The 20,186-nt window shown below is 69.5% G+C and carries 19 protein-coding genes; 8 read left to right on the top strand and 11 right to left on the bottom strand.

The window, feature by feature from the left end; genetic code table 11:
- Positions 1–10: 10 nt before the first annotated feature.
- On the bottom strand, positions 11–901 hold the full coding sequence (locus tag ABD378_RS29280) for a D-alanyl-D-alanine carboxypeptidase family protein (protein WP_344525551.1): 891 nt from the start codon (positions 899–901) through the stop codon (positions 11–13).
- A 157-nt stretch (positions 902–1,058) separates the two neighbouring features.
- On the opposite strand from ABD378_RS29280, the gene ABD378_RS29275 reads away from it, so the two are divergent.
- Complete coding sequence (locus tag ABD378_RS29275; RefSeq protein ID WP_344525549.1) at positions 1,059–1,721, top strand: GntR family transcriptional regulator; 663 nt, start codon at positions 1,059–1,061, stop codon at positions 1,719–1,721.
- Between the two features lie 97 nt (positions 1,722–1,818).
- Entirely contained in the window at positions 1,819–3,126 is a 1,308-nt protein-coding gene (locus ABD378_RS29270; protein ID WP_344525547.1) for an MFS transporter, read from the top strand.
- 25 nt (positions 3,127–3,151) lie between these two features.
- On the opposite strand, the gene ABD378_RS29265 is transcribed toward ABD378_RS29270, so the two are convergent.
- A complete protein-coding gene (locus tag ABD378_RS29265) occupies positions 3,152–3,976 on the bottom strand; it encodes a maleylpyruvate isomerase family mycothiol-dependent enzyme (RefSeq protein ID WP_344525545.1) in 825 nt (274 codons plus the stop codon).
- A gap of 136 nt (positions 3,977–4,112) precedes the next feature.
- Here ABD378_RS29265 and ABD378_RS29260 point away from each other — a divergent pair, with 136 nt between their 5' ends.
- Positions 4,113–4,928 carry a carbon-nitrogen family hydrolase gene (locus tag ABD378_RS29260; protein WP_344525543.1) on the top strand — a complete coding sequence of 272 codons (816 nt, stop codon included), beginning with the start codon at positions 4,113–4,115 and terminating at the stop codon, positions 4,926–4,928.
- 11 nt (positions 4,929–4,939) lie between these two features.
- Here the strand turns inward: ABD378_RS29260 and ABD378_RS29255 are convergent, their stop codons facing one another.
- From ABD378_RS29255 to ABD378_RS29240, 4 genes are all read right to left on the bottom strand, one after another.
- Positions 4,940–5,434 carry an LURP-one-related/scramblase family protein gene (locus ABD378_RS29255; RefSeq protein WP_344525541.1) on the bottom strand — a complete coding sequence of 165 codons (495 nt, stop codon included), beginning with the start codon at positions 5,432–5,434 and terminating at the stop codon, positions 4,940–4,942.
- A gap of 81 nt (positions 5,435–5,515) precedes the next feature.
- The gene (locus tag ABD378_RS29250) at positions 5,516–5,743 is read right to left on the bottom strand and encodes a hypothetical protein (RefSeq protein WP_344525539.1); all 228 of its coding nucleotides are present in this window, start codon (positions 5,741–5,743) and stop codon (positions 5,516–5,518) included.
- Between the two features lie 75 nt (positions 5,744–5,818).
- Positions 5,819–7,174 (bottom strand): M18 family aminopeptidase, encoded by a 1,356-nt coding sequence (locus ABD378_RS29245; protein ID WP_344525537.1) that lies wholly within the window; start codon positions 7,172–7,174, stop codon positions 5,819–5,821.
- Between the two features lie 129 nt (positions 7,175–7,303).
- Positions 7,304–9,145 carry an acyl-CoA dehydrogenase gene (locus tag ABD378_RS29240; RefSeq protein WP_344525535.1) on the bottom strand — a complete coding sequence of 614 codons (1,842 nt, stop codon included), beginning with the start codon at positions 9,143–9,145 and terminating at the stop codon, positions 7,304–7,306.
- A gap of 135 nt (positions 9,146–9,280) precedes the next feature.
- Between ABD378_RS29240 and ABD378_RS29235 the strand changes: the two genes are divergently transcribed.
- From ABD378_RS29235 to ABD378_RS29225, 3 genes are all read left to right on the top strand, one after another.
- Entirely contained in the window at positions 9,281–9,769 is a 489-nt protein-coding gene (locus tag ABD378_RS29235; RefSeq protein WP_344525534.1) for an SseB family protein, read from the top strand.
- A gap of 117 nt (positions 9,770–9,886) precedes the next feature.
- On the top strand, positions 9,887–10,843 hold the full coding sequence (locus ABD378_RS29230) for a pirin family protein (RefSeq protein WP_344525533.1): 957 nt from the start codon (positions 9,887–9,889) through the stop codon (positions 10,841–10,843).
- 60 nt (positions 10,844–10,903) lie between these two features.
- Positions 10,904–12,010, top strand: a complete 1,107-nt coding sequence (locus ABD378_RS29225) for an AI-2E family transporter (protein ID WP_344525532.1) — start codon at positions 10,904–10,906, stop codon at positions 12,008–12,010.
- Here ABD378_RS29225 and ABD378_RS29220 read toward each other — a convergent pair.
- On the bottom strand, positions 11,923–14,148 hold the full coding sequence (locus tag ABD378_RS29220; RefSeq protein WP_344525531.1) for a SpoIIE family protein phosphatase: 2,226 nt from the start codon (positions 14,146–14,148) through the stop codon (positions 11,923–11,925). The two genes, ABD378_RS29225 and ABD378_RS29220, sit on opposite strands and share 88 nt — an antisense overlap.
- 164 nt (positions 14,149–14,312) lie before the next feature.
- Between ABD378_RS29220 and aspS the strand changes: the two genes are divergently transcribed.
- Positions 14,313–16,103, top strand: coding sequence for an aspartate--tRNA ligase (aspS, locus tag ABD378_RS29215; protein ID WP_344525529.1), 1,791 nt, complete (start codon positions 14,313–14,315; stop codon positions 16,101–16,103).
- A 154-nt stretch (positions 16,104–16,257) separates the two neighbouring features.
- On the opposite strand, the gene ABD378_RS29210 is transcribed toward aspS, so the two are convergent.
- From ABD378_RS29210 to ABD378_RS29195, 4 genes are all read right to left on the bottom strand, one after another.
- Positions 16,258–16,728 carry a hypothetical protein gene (locus tag ABD378_RS29210; RefSeq protein ID WP_344525527.1) on the bottom strand — a complete coding sequence of 157 codons (471 nt, stop codon included), beginning with the start codon at positions 16,726–16,728 and terminating at the stop codon, positions 16,258–16,260.
- 273 nt (positions 16,729–17,001) lie between these two features.
- A complete protein-coding gene (locus ABD378_RS29205; RefSeq protein WP_344525525.1) occupies positions 17,002–17,760 on the bottom strand; it encodes an ArsR/SmtB family transcription factor in 759 nt (252 codons plus the stop codon).
- A 40-nt stretch (positions 17,761–17,800) separates the two neighbouring features.
- Positions 17,801–18,373 carry a DinB family protein gene (locus tag ABD378_RS29200; protein WP_344525523.1) on the bottom strand — a complete coding sequence of 191 codons (573 nt, stop codon included), beginning with the start codon at positions 18,371–18,373 and terminating at the stop codon, positions 17,801–17,803.
- Between the two features lie 101 nt (positions 18,374–18,474).
- On the bottom strand, positions 18,475–19,371 hold the full coding sequence (locus ABD378_RS29195) for an NAD(P)-dependent oxidoreductase (protein ID WP_344525521.1): 897 nt from the start codon (positions 19,369–19,371) through the stop codon (positions 18,475–18,477).
- A 128-nt stretch (positions 19,372–19,499) separates the two neighbouring features.
- Between ABD378_RS29195 and ABD378_RS29190 the strand changes: the two genes are divergently transcribed.
- Entirely contained in the window at positions 19,500–20,126 is a 627-nt protein-coding gene (locus ABD378_RS29190) for a TetR/AcrR family transcriptional regulator (protein WP_344525519.1), read from the top strand.
- The last annotated feature ends 60 nt before the right edge of the window (positions 20,127–20,186 follow it).

Below are 20,186 nucleotides of genomic sequence, written 5' to 3'. Positions count from 1 at the left end.
CCCGTAGGGGTTACTTCTTGAAGCCGTAGTCCATCAGCTTCTTCGCGTCCTTCGTGCGGTTGGTCGCGGAGGTCGAGGTGAGGACCGTGCCGATGACCGTCTTGCCGTTGCGGGTCGCGGCGAAGACCAGGCAGTACTTGGCCTGCGGTCCTGAGCCGGTCTTCACGCCGATGGCGCCGCTGTAGCTGCTGAGCAGGTTGTTCGTGTTCGACCACGACATGTAGCGGTAGCCACCGCTCTTCGTGGTGACCTTCTGCTTCGTCGACTTCGTCTTCACGACCGTACGGAACGTGGAGCTCTTCATCGCGCTGGAGGCGAGCTTCGTCAGGTCGCGGGGCGTGGAGTAGTTGCCCGCGCCGCCGATGCCGTCGAACGAGTCGAAGTGGGTGTTCGTCAGGCCGAGGCTCCTGGCCTGGGTGTTCATCTTGCCGATGAACGACTTCACGCGGGCGGAGCGGGTGGTGCCCTTGCCGAACTTGTCCGCGAGCGCGTACGCCGCGTCGCAGCCGGACGGCAGCATCAGGCCGTACAGGAGCTGGCGGACGGTGACCTTGTCGCCGACGATCAGACGGGCGGACGAGGCGGTGTTCCTGACGATGTAGTCGCTGTAGGCCTTTTCGATCTTGACCTTGGAATTGAGGTTCAGGTTCGGCTGCGAGAGCACCACCTTCGCCGTCATGATCTTGGTGGTGGAGCCGGTGGACCGGCGGGTGTCCGCGGCCTTGGTGAAGAGCGTCTTGCCCGTGCCGTTGTTCATCACGAAGCCGCCCTTGGCGGCGATGGACGGCTTCGGCAGCGCGGCCGCATGGGCCGGGGTCGTGAGGGCTCCGCCCGCGAGTACCGCACCTGTGGTGACGATTACGGCCGATGCGCGACGAATGCCCTTAATGGGGGTTTTCAAGGTCTGTGCTCCAAATGCCCCTGGAATGCGGCCACATGAGGGTGCCGCTCGATGGTGAGACGCACGAGGGGGGCAGATGGATGTGTTCTCAGGAGGGTGAAGTCCGGATCGTGGAATGGACGACCTCATGGGTACGTGTTGTATCTATGCTGTGCGCATGCCAGTTGCTGCCACCCCCGCCGTCAAACCGCCGCCCGCCGCCGAGCGCGTCTACGCGCACGTCAAGCAGGGCGTGCTCGACCGTCGGTACGAGGGCGGCACGCTGCTCACCGAAGGTGAGCTCGCCGAGGCCGTCGGGGTGTCCCGCACGCCGGTGCGCGAGGCCCTCCTGAAGCTGGAGGTGGAGGGGCTTCTTCGGCTCTACCCGAAGAAGGGGGCGCTGGTCCTGCCGGTGTCCGTGCAGGAGATCGCCGACGTCGTCGAGACGCGGCTCCTGGTGGAGACGCACTCGGTGCGCAAGGCGGTCCCCGCGCCGCCGGGTCTGATCGCCCGCCTCGAAGAGCTCCTGGCCCAGCAGCGGGTGCAGGCCGCCGCGGGGGCCCTCGCGGAAGCGGCGGTCACCGACCGCTGCTTTCACGCGGAGATCGTGCGGAGTGGGGGGAACGAGATCCTTGCCCGCCTGTACGACCAGCTTCGTGACCGGCAGTTGCGGATGGGGGTCGCTGTGATGCACTCCCATCCCGACCGGATCGCCAAGACTCTCGCCGAGCACGAGGAGATTCTTGACGCCTTGCGCGCCGGGGACGCGGAGGGGGCGGTGGGTGTGGTTACCCGGCACGTCGGGTGGTTCCGGGATCTTGCTCGGGGTGAGGTTCGATGAGGGTGCTCTTTGGCCTGTCGCCGACCGCCGTCGGTGGGTTTTCTTTTGCCGCTTCGCGGCGTGTTTCCCTCCCACCCACCCATTACTGGAAGTCCCGATGAGCGCCGCCTCCGCCCCCGTCTCCCTCCCCGGTGATCCGCCCGGCGGCAAGAAGGCCATGCTCGTTTGGGGTATCGGCGTCGCCGTCTACTTCGTCGCCGTCATCTTCCGGACCTCGCTCGGCGTCGCCGGGCTCGACGCCGCCGACCGCTTCCACGTCAACGCGTCCGCGCTCTCCACCTTCTCGATCCTTCAGCTGCTCGTGTACGCGGGCATGCAGATACCCGTCGGCCTGATGGTCGACCGGCTCGGCACCAAGCGCGTCCTGACCATCGGAGTCGTCCTCTTCACGCTCGGCCAGCTCGGCTTCGCGTTCTCGCCCTCATACGGCATGGCGCTCGCGTCCCGCGCGCTGCTCGGCTGCGGTGACGCGCTGACCTTCATCAGCGTGCTGCGTCTTGGCACCCGCTGGTTCCCGGCCCGGCGCGGCCCGCTGGTCGCCCAGCTCGCCGGTCTGGTCGGCATGGCGGGCAACCTCGTCTCCACCCTCGTCCTCGCCCGGCTCCTGCACTCCGTCGGCTGGACCGCCGCCTTCGCCGGCAGCGCGCTCTGCGGCGTCGTCGTCCTCGTACTGATGACGCTGTTCCTCAAGGACCACCCCGAGGGCCACGAGCCGGAGCCGGTGCGGCACACCGGCGGCGCCTTCGTGCGCAAGCAGATCGCCCTGAGCTGGCGCGAGCCCGGCACCCGGCTCGGGCTCTGGGTGCACTTCACGACGCAGTTCCCCGCGATGGTGTTCCTGCTCCTGTGGGGCCTGCCGTTCCTCGTCGAGGCGCAGGGACTCTCGCGCGGGACGGCCGGGGCACTGCTCACCCTCGTCGTGCTCTCCAACATGGTGGTGGGCCTGGTCTACGGCCAGATCGTCGCCCGGCACCACGCGGCACGCACGCCCCTCGCGATCGGCACCGTCGCCGCGACGGCCACCATGTGGGCGGTCACGATCCACTACCCCGGCGACCACGCCCCGATGTGGCTGCTCATCGCGCTGTGCACCGTGCTCGGCGCCTGCGGCCCCGCATCCATGATCGGCTTCGACTTCGCGCGGCCCGCGAACCCGCCGGAGCGGCAGGGCACCGCCTCCGGCATCGTGAACATGGGCGGCTTCGTCGCCTCCATGACGACGCTGCTCGCCATCGGCGTGCTCCTGGACGCGACCGGCGACAACTACCGGATCGCCTTCTCCGCCGTCTTCGTCCTGGAGGCGGTCGGCCTCAGCCAGATCCTGCGGCTGCGGACGCGCGCGGTGCGCCGGGAGAAGGAGCGGCTTGTCGCCAGCCGCGTCGAGGCGGTGCACGTCCCCGTCTGACGCACACCCCGTGAGCGGGAGGGAGTTACGGCGTGACCGCGAACTCCCGCAGGATCGCCTCGCCCAGGCCGTGATCGCCCTCGACCTTGATCCGGTCGGTCACCGATGCGTACGAGATACGGCCGCACGCGAGGCGGAAGTACGTCTCCCAGTCCAGGCTCAGTGTCGCGAGCGGGCCGAGTGACGGGGCGCTGTCGACCGTGGCGTGGCCGTCGGCGTCGACGCGGACCGTGCGCAGGAACTCGACGGGGCCGCTCACATCGAAGACGACCGCCGAGTTCGCCGGCGCCCCGGCCTTCTTGGCGACCACCTTGGCGAGTCCGTGAAGGAGCAGGTCACGCGCCACGTACGCCCCCTGGGAGTCCAGGTTGCCGGGCTTCTTCAGGGTCGCCCGCAGATCCTGCTCGTGCACCCACACGTCGAACGCGCGCATCCGCGTTGCCAGTTCGAGGGTCTGCTCGGTGCCGAGCGGGCCGCGCATCTTGTGGGACGGGTCGCGCGACTCGTTCCGCAGCTGCCGCGAGCGGCGGATGATCGTGTACTCCAGCTCGGAGGTCATCTCGGGCGCGGTGTGGTGGCGCCGGACGTCGACCTGGATCTCCATGTAGCGCTGGCCCTCGGTCTGTACGTGGTACAGGTCGCGGGGCAGCGTGTGGATGGGTCGCGGGTCGCCCAGCATCTCGCAGTCCATGCCTATGACGTGGGAGACGACATCCCGCACCGACCAGCCGGGGCAGGGCGTGGCCCGGTTCCACTCTCCCTCGGCGAGTGGTGACACCAGCTCGGATATGGCTGATACGGATTGGGTCCAGGCGTCGGCGTAGGTTTGCAGGCTGGGATGGAGACTCACGGGACCCCTCGACGGTCGTACGCGGGCGGTGGGTGTCTGGAACGTTAAGTTACGCTGCCCGCAGGCACCCCGGCAGTGCTTTCGTGTGACGATCGTAGGCCTGCATTGACGGCTCGAATGCCAGGACGGTGGTAGTGTGCGCGCCTCCCTCATCCAGATCGCCGTAGACGAGGGCGAATCGGTCAATTCCCGCCGCTCGCGGGTCTCTTCACTGGTACGTGAGGTAGCCGCGCGGGAGCGGCCGGATCTCGTCGTTCTTCCCGAACTGTGGACTACGGGCGCCTTCGCGTACGAGTCGTTCGCCGACGAGGCGGAGTCGCTTGAGGGGCCTACGTACGAGGCGATGGCCAAGGCCGCGAGTGACGCGGGCGTCTGGCTGCACGCGGGGTCCATTCCGGAGCGGGACGCTTCGGGGGACGGGCAGGGGGACCTCTACAACACCTCGCTCGTCTTCTCGCCCGACGGTGAACTCGCCGCCTCCTACCGGAAGATCCACCGCTTCGGCTTCGACAAGGGCGAGGCCGTGCTGATGGGGGCGGGCAGCGAGTTGGTGACGGTGCGGACGCCTTCCGCGGTCATCGGGCTCGCCACTTGTTACGACCTCCGCTTCCCCGAGCTCTTCCGGGGTCTTGTCGACGCGGGCGCCGAGATGTTCGTCGTCCCCGCGGGGTGGCCCGCGCGGCGGCGGGAGCACTGGACGCTGTTCGCCCGGGCGCGGGCCGTCGAGGACCAGGTGTACGTCCTCGCCTGTGGCACCGGGGGCACGCACGCCGGGGTCCCCCAGGCCGGGCACAGCGTCGTCGTCGACCCCTGGGGCGAGGTCCTGGCCGAGGCGGGGGACGGCGAGGAGGTCCTCACCGTCGACCTCGACCCTTCCAAGGTGGCCGCCACGCGGGAGCAGTTCCCCGCGCTCAAGGACCGGTTGCTCGGGATGGACGCCCCCCGGCGCTGAGCGGCGCAGGGTCAGTCGTCGCCCCGTTCCTTCTCCGCGAGGCGGATCACGCAGACCGCGATGGCCAGGAGCAGGGCCGGGTCGGCGTCCTCCCGGGTGACGTGCAGGCCGTACGTCTCGCGGACCCGGAACCAGCGCCGCGAGATGTCGGCCAGGAGTTCGCCGTCGTACTCGATGGCGAACTCGCGGTCCAGGATCTTGCCGCTCACGTCGAGTTCGGTGCCGTCGACCAGTTCCACGCGGTAGTGGTTGCGCAGGAGCGAGAGGCGTTTGCGCCTGACCGTGGCCAGCGCCTCGCCGTCCCGTTCGATCACCATCGTGTCGCGCAGCGCCAGCATCTTGGCGCGGATGTCGATGAGGACGCGGCCCTGCATGTCCTTGAGCTCGAAGGTCTCGCGCAGGCGCATCGCCTTGCCGTCGACGAGGAAGACCTTCTGGCCCTGGTCGTCCTCGATCCAGTAGTCGTCACCGATGCCGAGCAGCCGGTCGCGTACGAGAAGTTTCATGGGGCCATGACTACCCCGTGGCGGCCCGGCAGCCACGGAAGGCGGCTGTCCGGGCCCGGCGTCGCGTGGGGCCGTCGGCCACTAGCCGTGGTGACCGTGGTGGTGGTCGCTGTCCGTTTCGATCACGGTCGCGCCCGGTGGCACGACCGTCTTGCGGCGTGCGTTGGTGAACGCGGCGACACCGATCACGCCCACGGCCATCATGATCAGGCCGGTGACGGTGAGGTTGATGCCTTCCATCTCCCAGTCGGTGGCGAACGTGAGGATGGCGCCCGCGGCGATCAGGATGATGCATCCGCCCAGGCCCATGTGGACCGCCTCCCTAAGTCGTGGCGTGGGCACCCGGGTACCCGGGTGTGCCGCAGCCACACGGAGAGGCGGACATCAGCCCTCCAGGAACGCCACCAACGCGTTGGCCAGCAGGTGCGGGTCGTCCGCCCCGCACAGCTCACGGACGCTGTGCATCGAGAGGATCGCGACGCCGATGTCGACGGTCTTGATGCCGTGCCTGGCCGCGGTGATCGGGCCGATCGTCGTGCCGCAGGGCATCGCGTTGTTCGAGACGAAGCTCTGGAAGGGCACGCCGGCCTTCTCGCACGCGGCGGCGAACACGGCCCGTCCTGTGCCGTCCGTGGCGTACCGGTTGTTGACGTTGACCTTGAGGATCGGGCCGCCGTTGGCGCGCGGGTGGTGCGTCGGGTCGTGCCGCTCCGCGTAGTTGGGGTGCACGGCGTGGCCCGTGTCGGAGGAGAGGCAGATGGTGCCGGCGAAGGCGCGGGCCCTGTCCTCGTACGTGCCGCCGCGTGCGAACACGGAGCGTTCGAGCACCGAGCCGAGCAGCGGGCCGTCCGCGCCCGTGTCGGACTGTGAGCCGTTCTCCTCGTGGTCGAAGGCGGCGAGCACGGGGATGTACGGGAGGGATTCGGCGCCGTCCGCCGTGGCGACGGCGGCGAGCGCGGCCGTGCAGGCGTGCACGGAGAGGAGGTTGTCCATCCGCGGGCCCGCGATGAGGTCGCGGTCGCGGCCGAGGTAGGCGGGCGCCTCGATGGGGTGCGTCATCAGGTCCCAGCCGGTGACCTCGCCGGGGGTGAGCCCCGACTCCTCCTCCAGGAAGTGGATGAGGTCGCCCTCGTGCACGTCGTCGCCGAGGCCCCAGATGGGCTGCATGTGTTTCTGCTTGTCGAGCTTGAGGCCGTCGGCGGCCACCGAGCGGTCCATGTGGATCGCGAGCTGCGGGACCCGCAGCAGCGCCCGGTCGATGTTCACCAGGCGCGTCGAGCCGTCCCGCAGCGAGAGCCTGCCCGCGAGGCCGAGGTCGCGGTCGAGCCAGGAGTTGAGCAGCGGGCCGCCGTAGATCTCGACCGCGACCTGCCGCCAGCCGTGCGCGCCCGCGTCCGGCTTCGGCTTGACGCGGAGGTTCGGGGAGTCGGTGTGGGCGCCGACGATGCGGTACGGGGTGTGCGCACTTGTGCCTTCGGGGACGTACCAGGCGACGATCGCGCCGCCGCGCTGCACATACTTCCCGCCGGTCGACCCGTCCCAGGCGTCGGTCTCCTCGACATGCCGGAAACCGGCCTTCTCCAGCCGCTCCGCGGCGCTTGCCACTGCGTGGTACGGCGAGGGGCTCTGTGCCAGGAAGGTCATGAGGTCGTCGGAGTGGCCGCGGTCGAAAGCAAGAGGGGCGCGCGGAGCGCTCTTTGCAAGGGCGGCGGCGGGTGACGGGTGGGCAGGTGTGCTCATGCTTCCAGCCTAGCTAGCGGCCCCCCGGGGCGAGGGGGCCCTTTTCCGGGAGGTTCTGCACTGAAACGACGGTGGCCCGCCCCCGAAGCCGGGAGCGGGCCACCCTGCGGGTTCGCGGAGGCTGGAACGCTAGAACGCAGCCTCGTCCAGCTCCATGAGGTCCAGCTCCACGCCCTCGGCGAGCTTCCGCTCGGCCGCGACGCCCGGCAGGACGTTCGTGGCGAAGAACTTGGCCGCGGCGATCTTGCCCTCGTAGAAGGCCACATCCTTGGAAGACACAGCCTTGGCGGAAGCCGTCGCCAGCTTCTCCGCCGCCACCGCCGCGCCCCGCAGCAGCAGGTAGCCGACGACGACGTCGCCGGAGACCATCAGGAGGCGGGTGGTGTTGAGGCCCACCTTGTAGATGGACTTGACGTCCTGCTCCGTCGCCGCGAGGTCCGTCAGCATGACGCCGACGATGGCCTCGAGCTCGACCGCGGCCTTGGCCAGCTCCTCGCGGGCCCCGGCCAGCGTCTCGCCGCCCGTGCCGACCGCGAGGAACTTCTTGATCTCCTCGGCGAGGCCGTTCAGCGCGGCACCCTGGTTGCGGACGATCTTCCGGAAGAAGTAGTCCTGGCCCTGGATGGCCGTCGTGCCCTCGTAGAGGGTGTCGATCTTGGCGTCACGGATGTACTGCTCGATCGGGTACTCCTGGAGGTACCCCGAGCCGCCGAACGTCTGGAGCGACTGCGCGAGCTGCTCGTACGACTTCTCCGAGCCGTAGCCCTTGACGATGGGCAGGAGGAGGTCGTTCAGGGCGATCAGCGCCGAAGCGTCCTCGCCCTCCGCCTCCTTGATCTGGATGTCGTCCTGGACCGCCGCGGTGTGCAGGACAAGGGCGCGCATGCCCTCCGCGTACGCCTTCTGCGTCATCAGCGAGCGGCGTACGTCCGGGTGGTGGGTGATCGTCACCTTGGGCGCGGTCTTGTCCATGAACTGGGCGAGGTCCGGGCCCTGCACGCGCTCCTTGGCGTACTCCAGGGCGTTGAGGTAACCCGTCGAGAGCGTCGCGATGGCCTTCGTGCCGACCATCATGCGGGCGAACTCGATGATCATGAACATCTGGCGGATGCCGTCGTGCTTGTCGCCGATCAGCCAGCCCTTGGCGGGGTGCTGGTCGCCGAACGTCATCTCGCACGTGTTGGACGCCTTGAGGCCCATCTTGTGCTCGACGTTCGTGGCGTACGCGCCGTTGCGGGCGCCGAGCTCGCCGGTCTCCCAGTCGAACTCGTACTTCGGGACCAGGAAGAGCGAGAGGCCCTTCGTGCCAGGGCCGTGGCCCTCGGGGCGGGCGAGGACGTAGTGGAGGATGTTCTCCGACATGTCGTGCTCACCGGACGTGATGAAGCGCTTCACGCCCTCGATGTGCCAGGAGCCGTCCTCCTGCTTGATCGCCTTGGTGCGCCCCGCACCGACGTCCGAGCCCGCGTCGGGCTCGGTCAGGACCATCGTCGAGCCCCACTGCTTCTCGACGGCGATGGCGGCGATCTTCTTCTGCGCCTCGTTGCCCTCGTCGTGCAGGATGCCCGCGAACGCCGGACCGGAGGAGTACATCCACACGGCCGGGTTGGCGCCGAGGAGCAGCTCCGCGTAACCCCAGATCAGGGAGCGGGGGGCGGTCGTGCCGCCGATCTCCTCGGGCAGGCCGAGGCGCCAGTACTCGGAGTCCATGAAGGCCTGGTAGCTCTTCTTGAAGGATGCCGGTACGGGAGCGGTATTGGTCGCCGGGTCGAAGACCGGCGGGTTGCGGTCGGCGTCCTCGAACGACTCGGCCAGCTCGTTCTCGGCGAGGCGGCGCAGCTCCTCGAGGATGCTCTTGGCGGTGTCGACGTCCATCTCCGCGAACGGGCCGGTGCCGTACAGCTTGTCGCGGCCGAGTACCTCGAAGAGGTTGAACTCGATGTCGCGGAGATTCGACTTGTAGTGCCCCATGGCGACGGCTCCGTAAGCAGAAAGGGATAAGTACCAGCAAGTAGCTACGATGATGCTACCCGCCAGTAATAAGAAGCAACCCCTAATAGGTCATCTGTGACTCAGTCGTCTCGCGGGCTCAGTACTCTTGCGGGCATGTACGGCTACGACCAGAGCCCAGGCGCCCAGCAGCAGTACGCCCCGCCCGGGGCGCAGCCGCCGCCGCAGCAGATGCCCGGCGGCGCGGGCGGTTACGCCCAGCAGCCCCCGCTCTACCCCGAGCCGTCGCCCCCGTCCCTCGCGGACGCGGTGCGGTCCTTCACCACGGGCTCGATGTCCGCCGAGGACTTCCAGCAGGCCTTCGCCACCTCGAAGGTCTACTGCCCGCGCGGCGACAACCCCGGCTTCCTCGCCCTGCACAACACCCAGCAGCCCGTGATCCCGATGTTCACGTCGCTCAAGGAGCTGCGCCGGTACGCGGGCAAGGAATCCAAGTACTTCGTGATCACGGGCGCCGAGGTCATCGACCTCCTCCCCACCGGTTACGGCTTCGTGCTCGACATGGAGGGCGAGCACCGCATGGTCTTCGACGCCAAGGCCGTCGAGCAGATGGTCGACTTCGCGATGCGCCGGATGTACGGCTAGCGGCCACTTCAAGCCATCACGGACGCCCGGAGGGAATTCCCTCCGGGCGTCTCGCGTTCCCGGTGGCAAGAAGTTCTACGTTCAACTAAACTGAGCGTACGAGAAGGAGGCACCGACATGCCCGCTGTGACCGTCGAGAACCCGCTGACCCTGCCCCGTGTGGCCGCGTCCGGCGACGCCGTGGCCCGCCCCGTGCTCGCCGTGACGACCGCGCCGAGCGGCTTCGAGGGCGAGGGCTTCCCGGTGCGCCGGGCGTTCGCGGGGATCAACTACAAGTACCTCGACCCGTTCATCATGATGGACCAGATGGGCGAGGTGGAGTACGGAGCCGGGGAGCCCAAGGGCACGCCCTGGCACCCGCACCGCGGCTTCGAGACGGTCACGTACCTGATCGACGGAACGTTCGTGCACCAGGACTCGAACGGTGGCGGCGGCACCATCCAGAACGGCGACACCCAGTGGATGACCGCGGGCTCGGGCCTCCTGCACATCGAGGCCCCGCCGGAGTCCCTCGTCACGTCAGGCGGCCTCTTCCACGGCCTCCAGCTGTGGGTGAACCTGCCCGCGCGGGACAAGATGATGGACCCCCGCTACCAGGACATCCGCGGCGGCCAGGTGCAGCTCCTGACCACCCCCGACGGCGGCGCGCTCCTGCGGGTCATCGCGGGTGAGCTGGACGGGCACGACGGCCCCGGCATCACGCACACACCGATCACGATGATCCACGCCACGGTGCGCCCCGGCGCCGAGGTCACGCTGCCCTGGCGCGAGGACTTCAACGGACTCGCGTACGTGCTTGCGGGGCGCGGCACGGTCGGTGCCGAGCGCCGTCCGGTGCACATGGGCCAGACGGCGGTCTTCGGGGCGGGCTCGTCGCTGACCGTCCGCGCGGACGAGAAGCAGGACGGGAACACCCCCGACCTGGAGGTCGTGCTGCTCGGCGGACAGCCGATCCGTGAGCCGATGGCGCACTACGGACCGTTCGTGATGAACAGTCAGGCCGAGCTGCAGCAGGCGTTCGAGGACTTCCAGAAGGGCCTGCTCGGCAAGGTTCCCGCCGTGCACGGCATGTAGGCAGCGGCTGTTCGGCGTACACAACGTGCGGGGCCCAAGAGGTCATGCTCGGGTAGGAGGGTGAGCACCCTTCTGCCCGAGCCCGCACGCCGCGCCGCCGCCTGGTGCGTCGTCCTCCTGCTCGTCACCGGCGTGGCCGCCGTGGCGATCTGGCTCATCGTCATCTTCAAGACGGCCGTCACACCGGTGCTGCTCGCGCTCCTGGGCACGGCCCTGCTCGGGCCCGTCTACCGGTGGCTCCTGAAGATGAAGGTGCAGCGCTCGCTGGCCGCGGGGCTCACCTGCGCGGTCGTCGTCGCGGTCGTCGGCGGCGCGATGTACACCGTGGTCAGGGCCCTGATCGACACCGGCGACCAGATCATCGCCTCCCTGAAGCAGGCCGCGGCCGACCTCTCCGACCACTTCGGGGCCGCGGGCACATCCCTGGACGACATGGCGTCCAACGCCAAGGAACTGCTCGGCAAGTTCGGCGGCTCCGCCGCGTCCGGAGTGATCAGCGGGCTCAGCGTCGTCGGCGAGGTGATCGCCATGGCCGTCCTCGCGCTGCTGCTCGTCTTCTTCTTCCTGCGCGACTCCGACCGGGCCATGGGCTCCATGCGCTCGCTCGCCCCGCGCGGCACCGCCGACACCGTCGAGGCCATGGGCCGACGCGCCTTCGAGGCTGTCGAGGGCTTCATGCGCGGCACCACGTTCATCGCGCTGATCGACGCCATCTGCATCACCGCCGGGCTCCTGATCCTGCGGGTGCCGGGGGCGTGGGGGCTCGGCGCGCTCGTGTTCATCGGCGCCTACATCCCTTATCTGGGCGCGTTCATCTCCGGTGCCGTCGCCGTCCTGGTCGCGCTCGCCGACCGTGGCGTCATCATCGCGCTGTGGGCGCTGGGTGTCGTACTCGCCGTGCAGGTCCTGGAGGGCCACGTGCTCCAGCCGGTGATCCAGTCGCGGACCGTGCAGATGCATCCGGCGGTCGTCATGCTGGCGATCACCGCGGGGGCGTCCGTGGCGGGGATCCTCGGGATGCTGCTCGCGGTGCCGGTGACGGCGGCGGCGTTCGGGGTGGCCTCGGAGCTGAGGGGCCGCTATCCGACGGGCTCGGCCGGGCCGGACGCCTCGGAGGGCCCGGATGCCTCGGAGGGTCCTGTGGAGGGCTCTGCGGCGCCCTCGTAGAGCTCGAACCAGATGCTCTTGCCCTCGCCCCTCGGATCCACGCCCCACTCGTCGGCGAGCAGCTCCATCAGGACCAACCCCCGCCCGGAGGACGCCAGTTCACCGGGGTGGCGCTTGTGCGGCAGGTCGTCGCTGCCGTCCGAGACCTCGGCCCGCATCCGGCGCGAGCCCGGCTCCCCCATGACCTCGGCGACAAGCAGGGCGTCGCCGTCCGTGTGCACGAGTACGTTCGTGATCATCTCGGAGACCATCAGGACCGCCGAGTCGATCTGATCGGCGTCCGCCCAGTCGTGCAGCAGCTCCCGCACATGGCGCCGCGCCCCCGCGATGCGCTCAGGCTCGGCCTGCGCGACCGTCAGGACCGTGCGGCGGGCGGGCGTGCGATATGCGGGGTGGCCGGACCTGCGCAGCAGCAGGACCGCTATGTCGTCCTCGCGGCGGTCCACCAGCGTCCCCGTGGTGTGGTGCGACGAGGGCCCGTGGACGGCCTGCACGAGGTTGTCGGCCAGCTCTTCGAGGCCGTCCTCGCCGCCGCCCCCGTGCTCCTCCAGGATCGTGCGGATCCGCTTCCAGCCGCTGTCCAGGTCGTGGCCGCCGGTCTCGATGAGGCCGTCGGTGCAGACCAGCATCGTCTCGCCGGCCTCCAGGACGAGGCGGGTCGTGGGGTAGTCCGCGTCCGGGTCGATGCCCAGCGGCAGGCCGCCGGCGGTGGGGCGCAGCAGGACCGTTCCGTCGCTCATCCGTATCGCGGGCTCCGGGTGGCCCGCGCGGGCGATCTCCAGGACGCCGGTGACCGGGTCGGCCTCCACGTAGAGGCAGGTCGCGAAGCGCGCGTCAGTGGGGTCGCCACCCGCGTCGCCGTCCGAACCGATCGTGATGCCGTCCGTGATGCCCGACAGGAAGCGGGTCGCGCGGGAGAGCACGGCGTCCGGGCGGTGGCCCTCGGACGCGTACGCGCGCAGGGCGATCCGCAGCTGCCCCATGAGGCCCGCCGCGCGCACGTCATGCCCTTGTACGTCGCCGATGACGAAGGCGATGCGGCCGTTGGGCAGCGGAATCATGTCGTACCAGTCGCCGCCCACCTGGAGCCCGCCGCCGGTCGGCACATACCGCGCGGCCACGCTCATCCCCGGGATGCGCGGCCCGAGCAGCGGCAGCATCGAGCGCTGAAGCCCCTCCGTCAGCTCCCGCTCCGACTCGGCGACCCCGGCCCGCGACAGGGCCTGGGCCAGCATCCTGGCCACCGTCGTCAGGACGGAGCGCTCGTCCGGCGTGAACGAGACGGGGTAGGCGAACGCCGCGAGCCAGGCGCCCATCGTGCGGCCCGCGACGGTCAGCGGCAAAAACGCCCACGACTGCCGCTCGAAGGGCCGGGCCAGCGGCCAGGTGGCGGGGTAGCGGCGGTGGTACTCCTCGGGCGACGAGAGATAGACCGCGCGGCCCGTGCGGACCACCTCGGCGGCCGGGTAGTCCGTGTCCAGGGGCATCGCCGAGAAGGGCAGGTCGTCCCCCGGCTGGTGTCCGTGATGCCCGATGACCTTGAGCCGGTCGCCCTCGACCCCGAAGACACCGAGCCCGTCCGGCGAGAACCCCGGCATGGAGAGCCCACTGGCGACCCGAAGCACCTCCTCCGTCGACCGCGCCTCGGCGAGCGCGCGCCCCGCGTCGAGCAGGAACGCCTCGCGCGAGCGCCGCCAGTCGCCGGTGACCGGGCTGCGGGCGGCTGCGCCCGGCGGGGGCTCGCTGACTTCCTGCAGGGTGCCGATGAGCTCGTACTCATGCGTGGCAGGGTCCACGATCGGCTTGGAGCGGCTGCGCACGATGCGCAGGACCCGCCGCCCCTGCTCGTCCATGATCCGCAGTCGGGCCTCGGCGAGGGTGCCCTCGGCGACGGCGAGCTGGACGATGCCGTCGATCTCGTTCCAGTCGACGGGGTGGAAGCGGGAGCGCACGCCCGCCTCGGTGAGGGTCTGGGCGTGCGCGGGGAGCCCGAGGAGCCGGGCCGCCTCGGCGTCGAGCGTGACGGTGCCGGTCGTGTTGTTCCAGCGCCACAGGCCGGTGGCGATGGCGGCAAGGACGTCCCGTACGGGAGGCAGGGGTTCGTCCCCCGCCTGCTGCAAGGGATCGTCGGTGCGCATTGACCCACTTTAGGAAGATCCGCGGACAAGCCGCCACCGCCGGGGGTGGCGAGGAGCGCTCCCGGGGCGATCCGCGAAGTAATCCGGAAAGCGATCTCCGCCCGGACGGTAGCCTTGGGGACTGTCTGCTCTCTCCCCTATTCGCGAAGACTGGATGAACGAAGATGCATCGGTACAGGTCCCACACCTGCGGCGAGCTCCGCGCCTCTGACGTCGGCTCCGACGTCCGGCTGAGCGGCTGGCTGCACAATCGCCGAGACCTGGGTGGCATCCTCTTCATCGATCTGCGCGACCACTACGGCATCACGCAGCTGGTGGCCCGCCCCGGCACCAAGGCCGCCGAGGTCCTGGACAAGCTCTCCAAGGAGACGGTCGTCCGGGTCGACGGCAAGGCCGTCTCGCGCGGCGCGGACAACGTGAACCCCGAGCTGCCCACCGGTGAGATCGAGATCGAGGCCGCCGAGGTCGAGGTGCTCGGCGCCGCGGCCCCGCTGCCCTTCACGGTCAACGCGGACGACGGCGTGAACGAGGAGCGGCGCCTGGAGTACCGCTTCCTGGACCTGCGCCGCGAGCGCATGCACCGCAACATCATGCTGCGCTCGTCCGTCATCGCCTCCATCCGCTCGAAGATGGTGGCCCTCGGCTTCAACGAGATGGCGACGCCGATCCTGGCCGCGACGTCCCCCGAGGGCGCCCGCGACTTCGTCGTGCCGTCCCGCCTGAACCCGGGCAAGTTCTACGCCCTGCCGCAGGCCCCGCAGCAGTTCAAGCAGCTGCTCATGATCTCGGGCTTCGACCGCTACTTCCAGATCGCGCCGTGCTTCCGCGACGAGGACGCGCGCGCGGACCGCTCGCCGGGCGAGTTCTACCAGCTCGACGTCGAGATGAGCTTCGTGGAGCAGGAAGACGTCTTCCGGCCCATCGAGAAGCTCATGACGGAGATCTTCACGGAGTACGGCAACGGCCGCGAGGTCACGTCCCCGTTCCCCCGCATCCCGTTCCGCGAGTCGATGCTGAAGTACGGCAACGACAAGCCGGACCTGCGCGCGAAGCTGGAACTCGTCGACATCACCGACGTGTTCGAGGGTTCGGAGTTCAAGGCGTTCGCGGGCAAGCACGTCCGCGCCCTGCCGGTGCCGGACACGGCGTCGCAGTCCCGCAAGTTCTTCGACGGCCTCGGTGACTACGCGGTCGAGCAGGGCGCGAAGGGCCTGGCCTGGGTGCGCGTGGCCGAGGACGGCTCGCTGACAGGACCGATCGCGAAGTTCCTGACGGAGGCGAACGTAGAGGAGCTGACGAAGCGCCTCTCCCTGGCCCCCGGCTACGCGGTCTTCTTCGGCGCGGGCGAGTTCGACGAGGTCTCGAAGGTCATGTCGGCTGTCCGTGTCGAGGCCGCCAAGCGTGCGGGCCACTTCGAAGAGGGCGTCTTCCGCTTCTGCTGGATCGTCGACTTCCCGATGTACGAGAGGGACGAGGACACCGGCAAGATCGACTTCTCCCACAACCCCTTCTCGATGCCCCAGGGCGGCATGAAGGACCTGGAGGAGAAGGACCCCCTCGACATCCTCGCCTGGCAGTACGACATCGTCTGCAACGGCATCGAGCTGTCCTCCGGCGCCATCCGTAACCACGAGCCCGAGGTCATGCTCAAGGCCTTCGAGATCGCGGGCTACGCGGCCGAGACGGTGGAGCAGGAGTTCGCGGGCATGCTCCGCGCCTTCCGCCTCGGCGCCCCGCCGCACGGCGGCATCGCCCCCGGCGTCGACCGCATCGTCATGCTCCTCGCGGACGAGCCGAACATCCGCGAGACGATCTCGTTCCCGCTGAACGGCAACGCGCAGGACCTGATGATGGGCGCGCCCTCCGAGCTTGAGGAGTCGCGACTCCGCGAGCTGAACCTCTCGCTGCGCAAGCCGGTCGCCTCCGGCAAGGGTGAGGCGGACAAGGACAAGTAGCCTTGACGGCAGGCTTGTTGGGCCCGGAACCTATTTGGTTCCGGGCCCTTTCGCTGTGCGTAGGCAGCGGCGCACACGCTCCTGACAGGTGGGAAGCCCAGCGTCCGGGCGAGGACGGAGATGAGCGATGCGCAACCGGTAGTACGTCCCTACTTCACCTCAGGCGATCGGCACCGGGTTCCGGCTCTTCGGTGAACAGGTCGTTGGCGTCGTCGACCGTGGCGGAGCGGTCGCCCCAGCGGCCGAGGATGTCCAGGTCGGTGCAGTCGGCGATTCGCTCGCGGGTGCTGTCGGAGATCGGGATACCGCGCAGTTCCAGGAAGCGGAGGAGCGCCTCGGCACGGCCCTTGACCAGCCCTTCAGCGATCCCGTCTTCTTTGCCTTCGGCCTTGCCTTCGAGGTAGGCCTGCTCGCGGAACGTGCCCCGGCCCGGGAAGTAGTTGACGAATGTCATCAGCTTTCTCCATGTCTCTCTGGCCGGGGTGTCCCCCAGGCCGACATCCACGAGGTCGCCGTAGTACTCAGCGGACTCCTTGTCGGTCGCTCGCAGGGCACGAACCAGTGCTTCCAGTATGGCGTCGGCGTCCGCGTATCGCGCGTGAGTCAGGGCCGAGAAAGCCGCCATTGCCAAGTCTCGTGCCGCTACTGACGGGTCAGTGATCACCGGCACGTTGCCCGGCCCGACGACCAGGGGCCGGACGCTCAGAGCCGTCCAGCCCCGCACCCCGCAATTGAAGGGCCCGGCCGCCCAGGCTGCGGTCCTGCTGCGGCAGGCCAACGCCGCTGGACTGCGCCCGCAGTCGTAGCTCGCCGGTCGTGCGGGGGCTTCGCTGTACCGGCCCCGGTACGAATACCGCCGCCGGGCAGGATCGCTACCGGTGGGCGGGTGGGTGAGGAATCAGGTGCTCGGTACCAGCCATGGTTCCTCCGGGAGGGGGGAGCCCGTCTCCAAGAGGGACTTGAGGTTCGAGAGGACCGCCGCCCAGCCCGACGCCGCCGCGTTCCGCTCTTCCTCGTCCGCGAGGTTCTCGTGCGTCACCGTCAGGCGCACGATTCCGCCGTACGGCTCGATGTCGAACGTGACCTGGGAGGGGTCGGCGGAGGGGTCGGCCGAGTCGGGGGCCGCCCACGTTGTCACCAGGCGGGTGGGCGGCGTGCTTTCGAGCACCCTCCCCACCACGTCCGCGATGCCCGAGCCATCCGTGCGCCGGTGTTCCCAGGGCGAGCCCTGCCGCCAGTCGGAGACGTTGGCGTGGCCCCAGTACGCCGCCGTCAGCTCCGCGTCGGTGAGGGCGTGCCAGACCTTCTCCGGGGTGCTCTCGATGTAGGTGACGTAGACGTACGTCGGCTTCGTCGGGTTCGTGGTCATGGTGGCGGCCTCCGCCTGTTGTTTCAGTGTGCTGAGCGCTCGTAGGCGTGGGTGCTCGAACTTGTCGATCCATCGTTCCTGGATCTCGTGCAGAGGCACGGGATTCAGGTAGTGGAGCTTTTCGCGCCCTCGCCGCACCGTGCTGACCAGGTTCGCGGCCTCCAGGAGGGCCAGGTCCTGGGTGGTCGACTGGCGCGTCATCGCGACGCGCTCGGCCAGCTCGCCCAGCGTCTGGCCGTTGTGACCGTGCAGCTGGTCCAGGAGATAGCGGCGGGTCGGGTCGGCCAAGGCCTTGAAGACCTTGTCGACCGAGCCGACCGGGCTTTTGCTACATCCCCGTCGTCCCGTCGATCCGCTCCCTCAGCAGATCCGCGTGCCCGTTGTGCCGCGCGTACTCCGCGATCATGTTGATCAGGATCCTGCGGAGAGAGATCGGGTCACCTGTCGCTCTGCGGGTGCCCGTCACGTCCAGTGATCGCGCCGCCGCCACGATCCGGCGCGAGCGCTCGCACTCCTCGTGCCACACCGCGAACGCCTTCCCGGCGTCGCCCGTCAGGTCGCCGAAGTCCTGGTCCGGGTCCTCGTCGGAGTAGTAGAGCAACGGGACCCCCTCGCCCGTCAGTTGGATGCGGAACCACCAGCGCTCCACCCCCGCCAGGTGCCGGAGCAGGCCGTGCAGCGAGAGCTCGGACGGGGGCGCCGCGCGCTCCGACAGCTGCTCCTGCGTCAGGCCCGCGCACTTGAGCTCGAACGTTGCGCGGTGCCAGTCCAGGGAGGTCGTCAGCGCCTCCCGTTCGTCGCCCGTGTTCGGTGGGGGCTCCCGGGTGTCGTCGCTCCAATTGGGCGCGAAGTACTGGGGAGTTGGAGTGGTGGAGTCGCTGCCGCCTGTGGTGTCGGTCATGTCGGCGAGTCTGGCAGTCGCCACTGACAGTCGCCCGGCACCGGGGAGCAGGGAGAGGTGGTCCGTGGTCCGGATCGGCGGCTTCCACGGACCGATCGGGGTCACCGTCGCCCAAGCAGCTCCACGATGCTGGAGAAGCTGTCCGCCGCGTGCCCCGCCTCCATTCCGCGCCGGAACAGGTCGGCCACCGCCGACGGCAGTGCGGCGTCCACGCCCGAGTCGGTGTGGGTGTCCACCACGTGCTCCATGCTGGCAAGGCCCATGGCCAGGCGGTCCACGTCGCCCTCGTGGTTGCCCGCGTCGATGCGTGGCGCGTAGAAGGACAGGAACTCCGGCATCCCGGTCATGTTCTCCGAGGCGTACGGCAGGATGTCCGTCGCCGAGAGGCCGTTGGCCTTCGCGAGGGCGACCGCGTACCAGTAGCTGGAGACGCTCGTCCAGAAGATGACCATGTTGAGCTGGTACATCAGGGCCGCGACGCCCGCGTCCTCGCCCCGGTAGTCCGTCTCGCCCGTCAGCACCTCAAGGGTCGCGCGGTGCTTGTCGTACGCCTCTCGCGGGCCGCTGTAGAAGGTGGAGAACTCCGGCTTTCCGATGCCGTGGGGCGGGGCGAGTACGCCGCCCGTGAGGTGCGCGGCGCCGTGCCCGGCGGCCCAGACCGCCGCCTCGCGGGCCTTCTTCGGGGTGTCCGAGCTGAGGTTGACGATCACGCGGCCGGAAAGGGCGGCTGCCGCCGGTTCGAGGACGGCGTACATCGCGTCGTAATCCGTGAGGCTCAGGATCACCAACTCGTTGGCGGCGATGGCCTCCCCGGGAGTGGCGGCGAGGATCGCACCGCGCGCGACCAGGTCGTCCGCGCGGGACGCGGTGCGGTTCCAGAGGGTGACCTGGTGGCCCTTGTCGAGCAGGGCCGTGGCCATCGCGTGGCCCATGGGGCCGAGGCCGATGAGGGTGACGGGGGTGAGGGGAGTGACGGGGGTGGTGGTCGTGGCGTTCATGTGAGTCCTCCTGGGCTGGCGGTCCGGCGGCCTAGCGGTCTAGAACGAGCGCTCTATTTAGGGCGCACCGAGAACGTAGCACGCCTCTGGAACGAACGCTCTAATTAGTTGCGAGGTAAGCTGCCCGCATGGCTCAGACCCCCTCGACCTCAGGCACCGGCGCGGGCGCAGGCGCAACGACCGGCACCCGCGACCGCATCGTCATCGCTGCCGCCCGGCTGCTGCAGCGCCAGGGGTACGTCGGCACCGGCATCAAGCAGATCGCGAAGGACGCGGAGGCCACGCTCGGCTCCGTCTACCACTTCTTCCCCGGCGGGAAGGAGGCCGTCGCGGTGGCCGCGATCACCCACAGCGGCGAGGAGTTCGCCGGGATGCTGGGCGAGGCGCTGGCCACGTCCGACGACCCCGGCGCCGCGATCGAGGCCTGCGCGGCGGAACTCGCCGTGGGGCTGCGGGAGTCGGGCTGGATCGAGGGCTGCCCCGTCACCGCGGCGGCCCTGGAGACGCTGGGGACGGACTCGGAGATCCAGCGGGTGTGCGCGGCGGCGCTGGGGAGTTGGGAGCGCCTTGTCGAGGAGAAGCTGCTCGGCTCCGGTTTCGGCGCGACGGACGCGCGTGACGTGGCGACGACCGTGATCAGCGCCCTGGAGGGCGCCGAGGTGACCGCCCAGGTCAACCGCAGCGAGGAGCCGCTACGGGCGGCGGGGCGTCAGCTGGCGCGACTGGTGGGGTCGTACAGGATCGAAGCGGTCTAAGCGGTCTAAGCGGTCTAAGCGGTCTAAGCGGTCGAAGCCGTCGAAGGGGCCGCTGCGGGG

It is taken from the genome of Streptomyces rectiviolaceus (assembly GCF_039533825.1).
GTDB classification, from domain to species: Bacteria; Actinomycetota; Actinomycetes; order Streptomycetales; family Streptomycetaceae; genus Streptomyces; species Streptomyces rectiviolaceus.
This window is presented reverse-complemented; position numbering and strand designations above follow the sequence as displayed.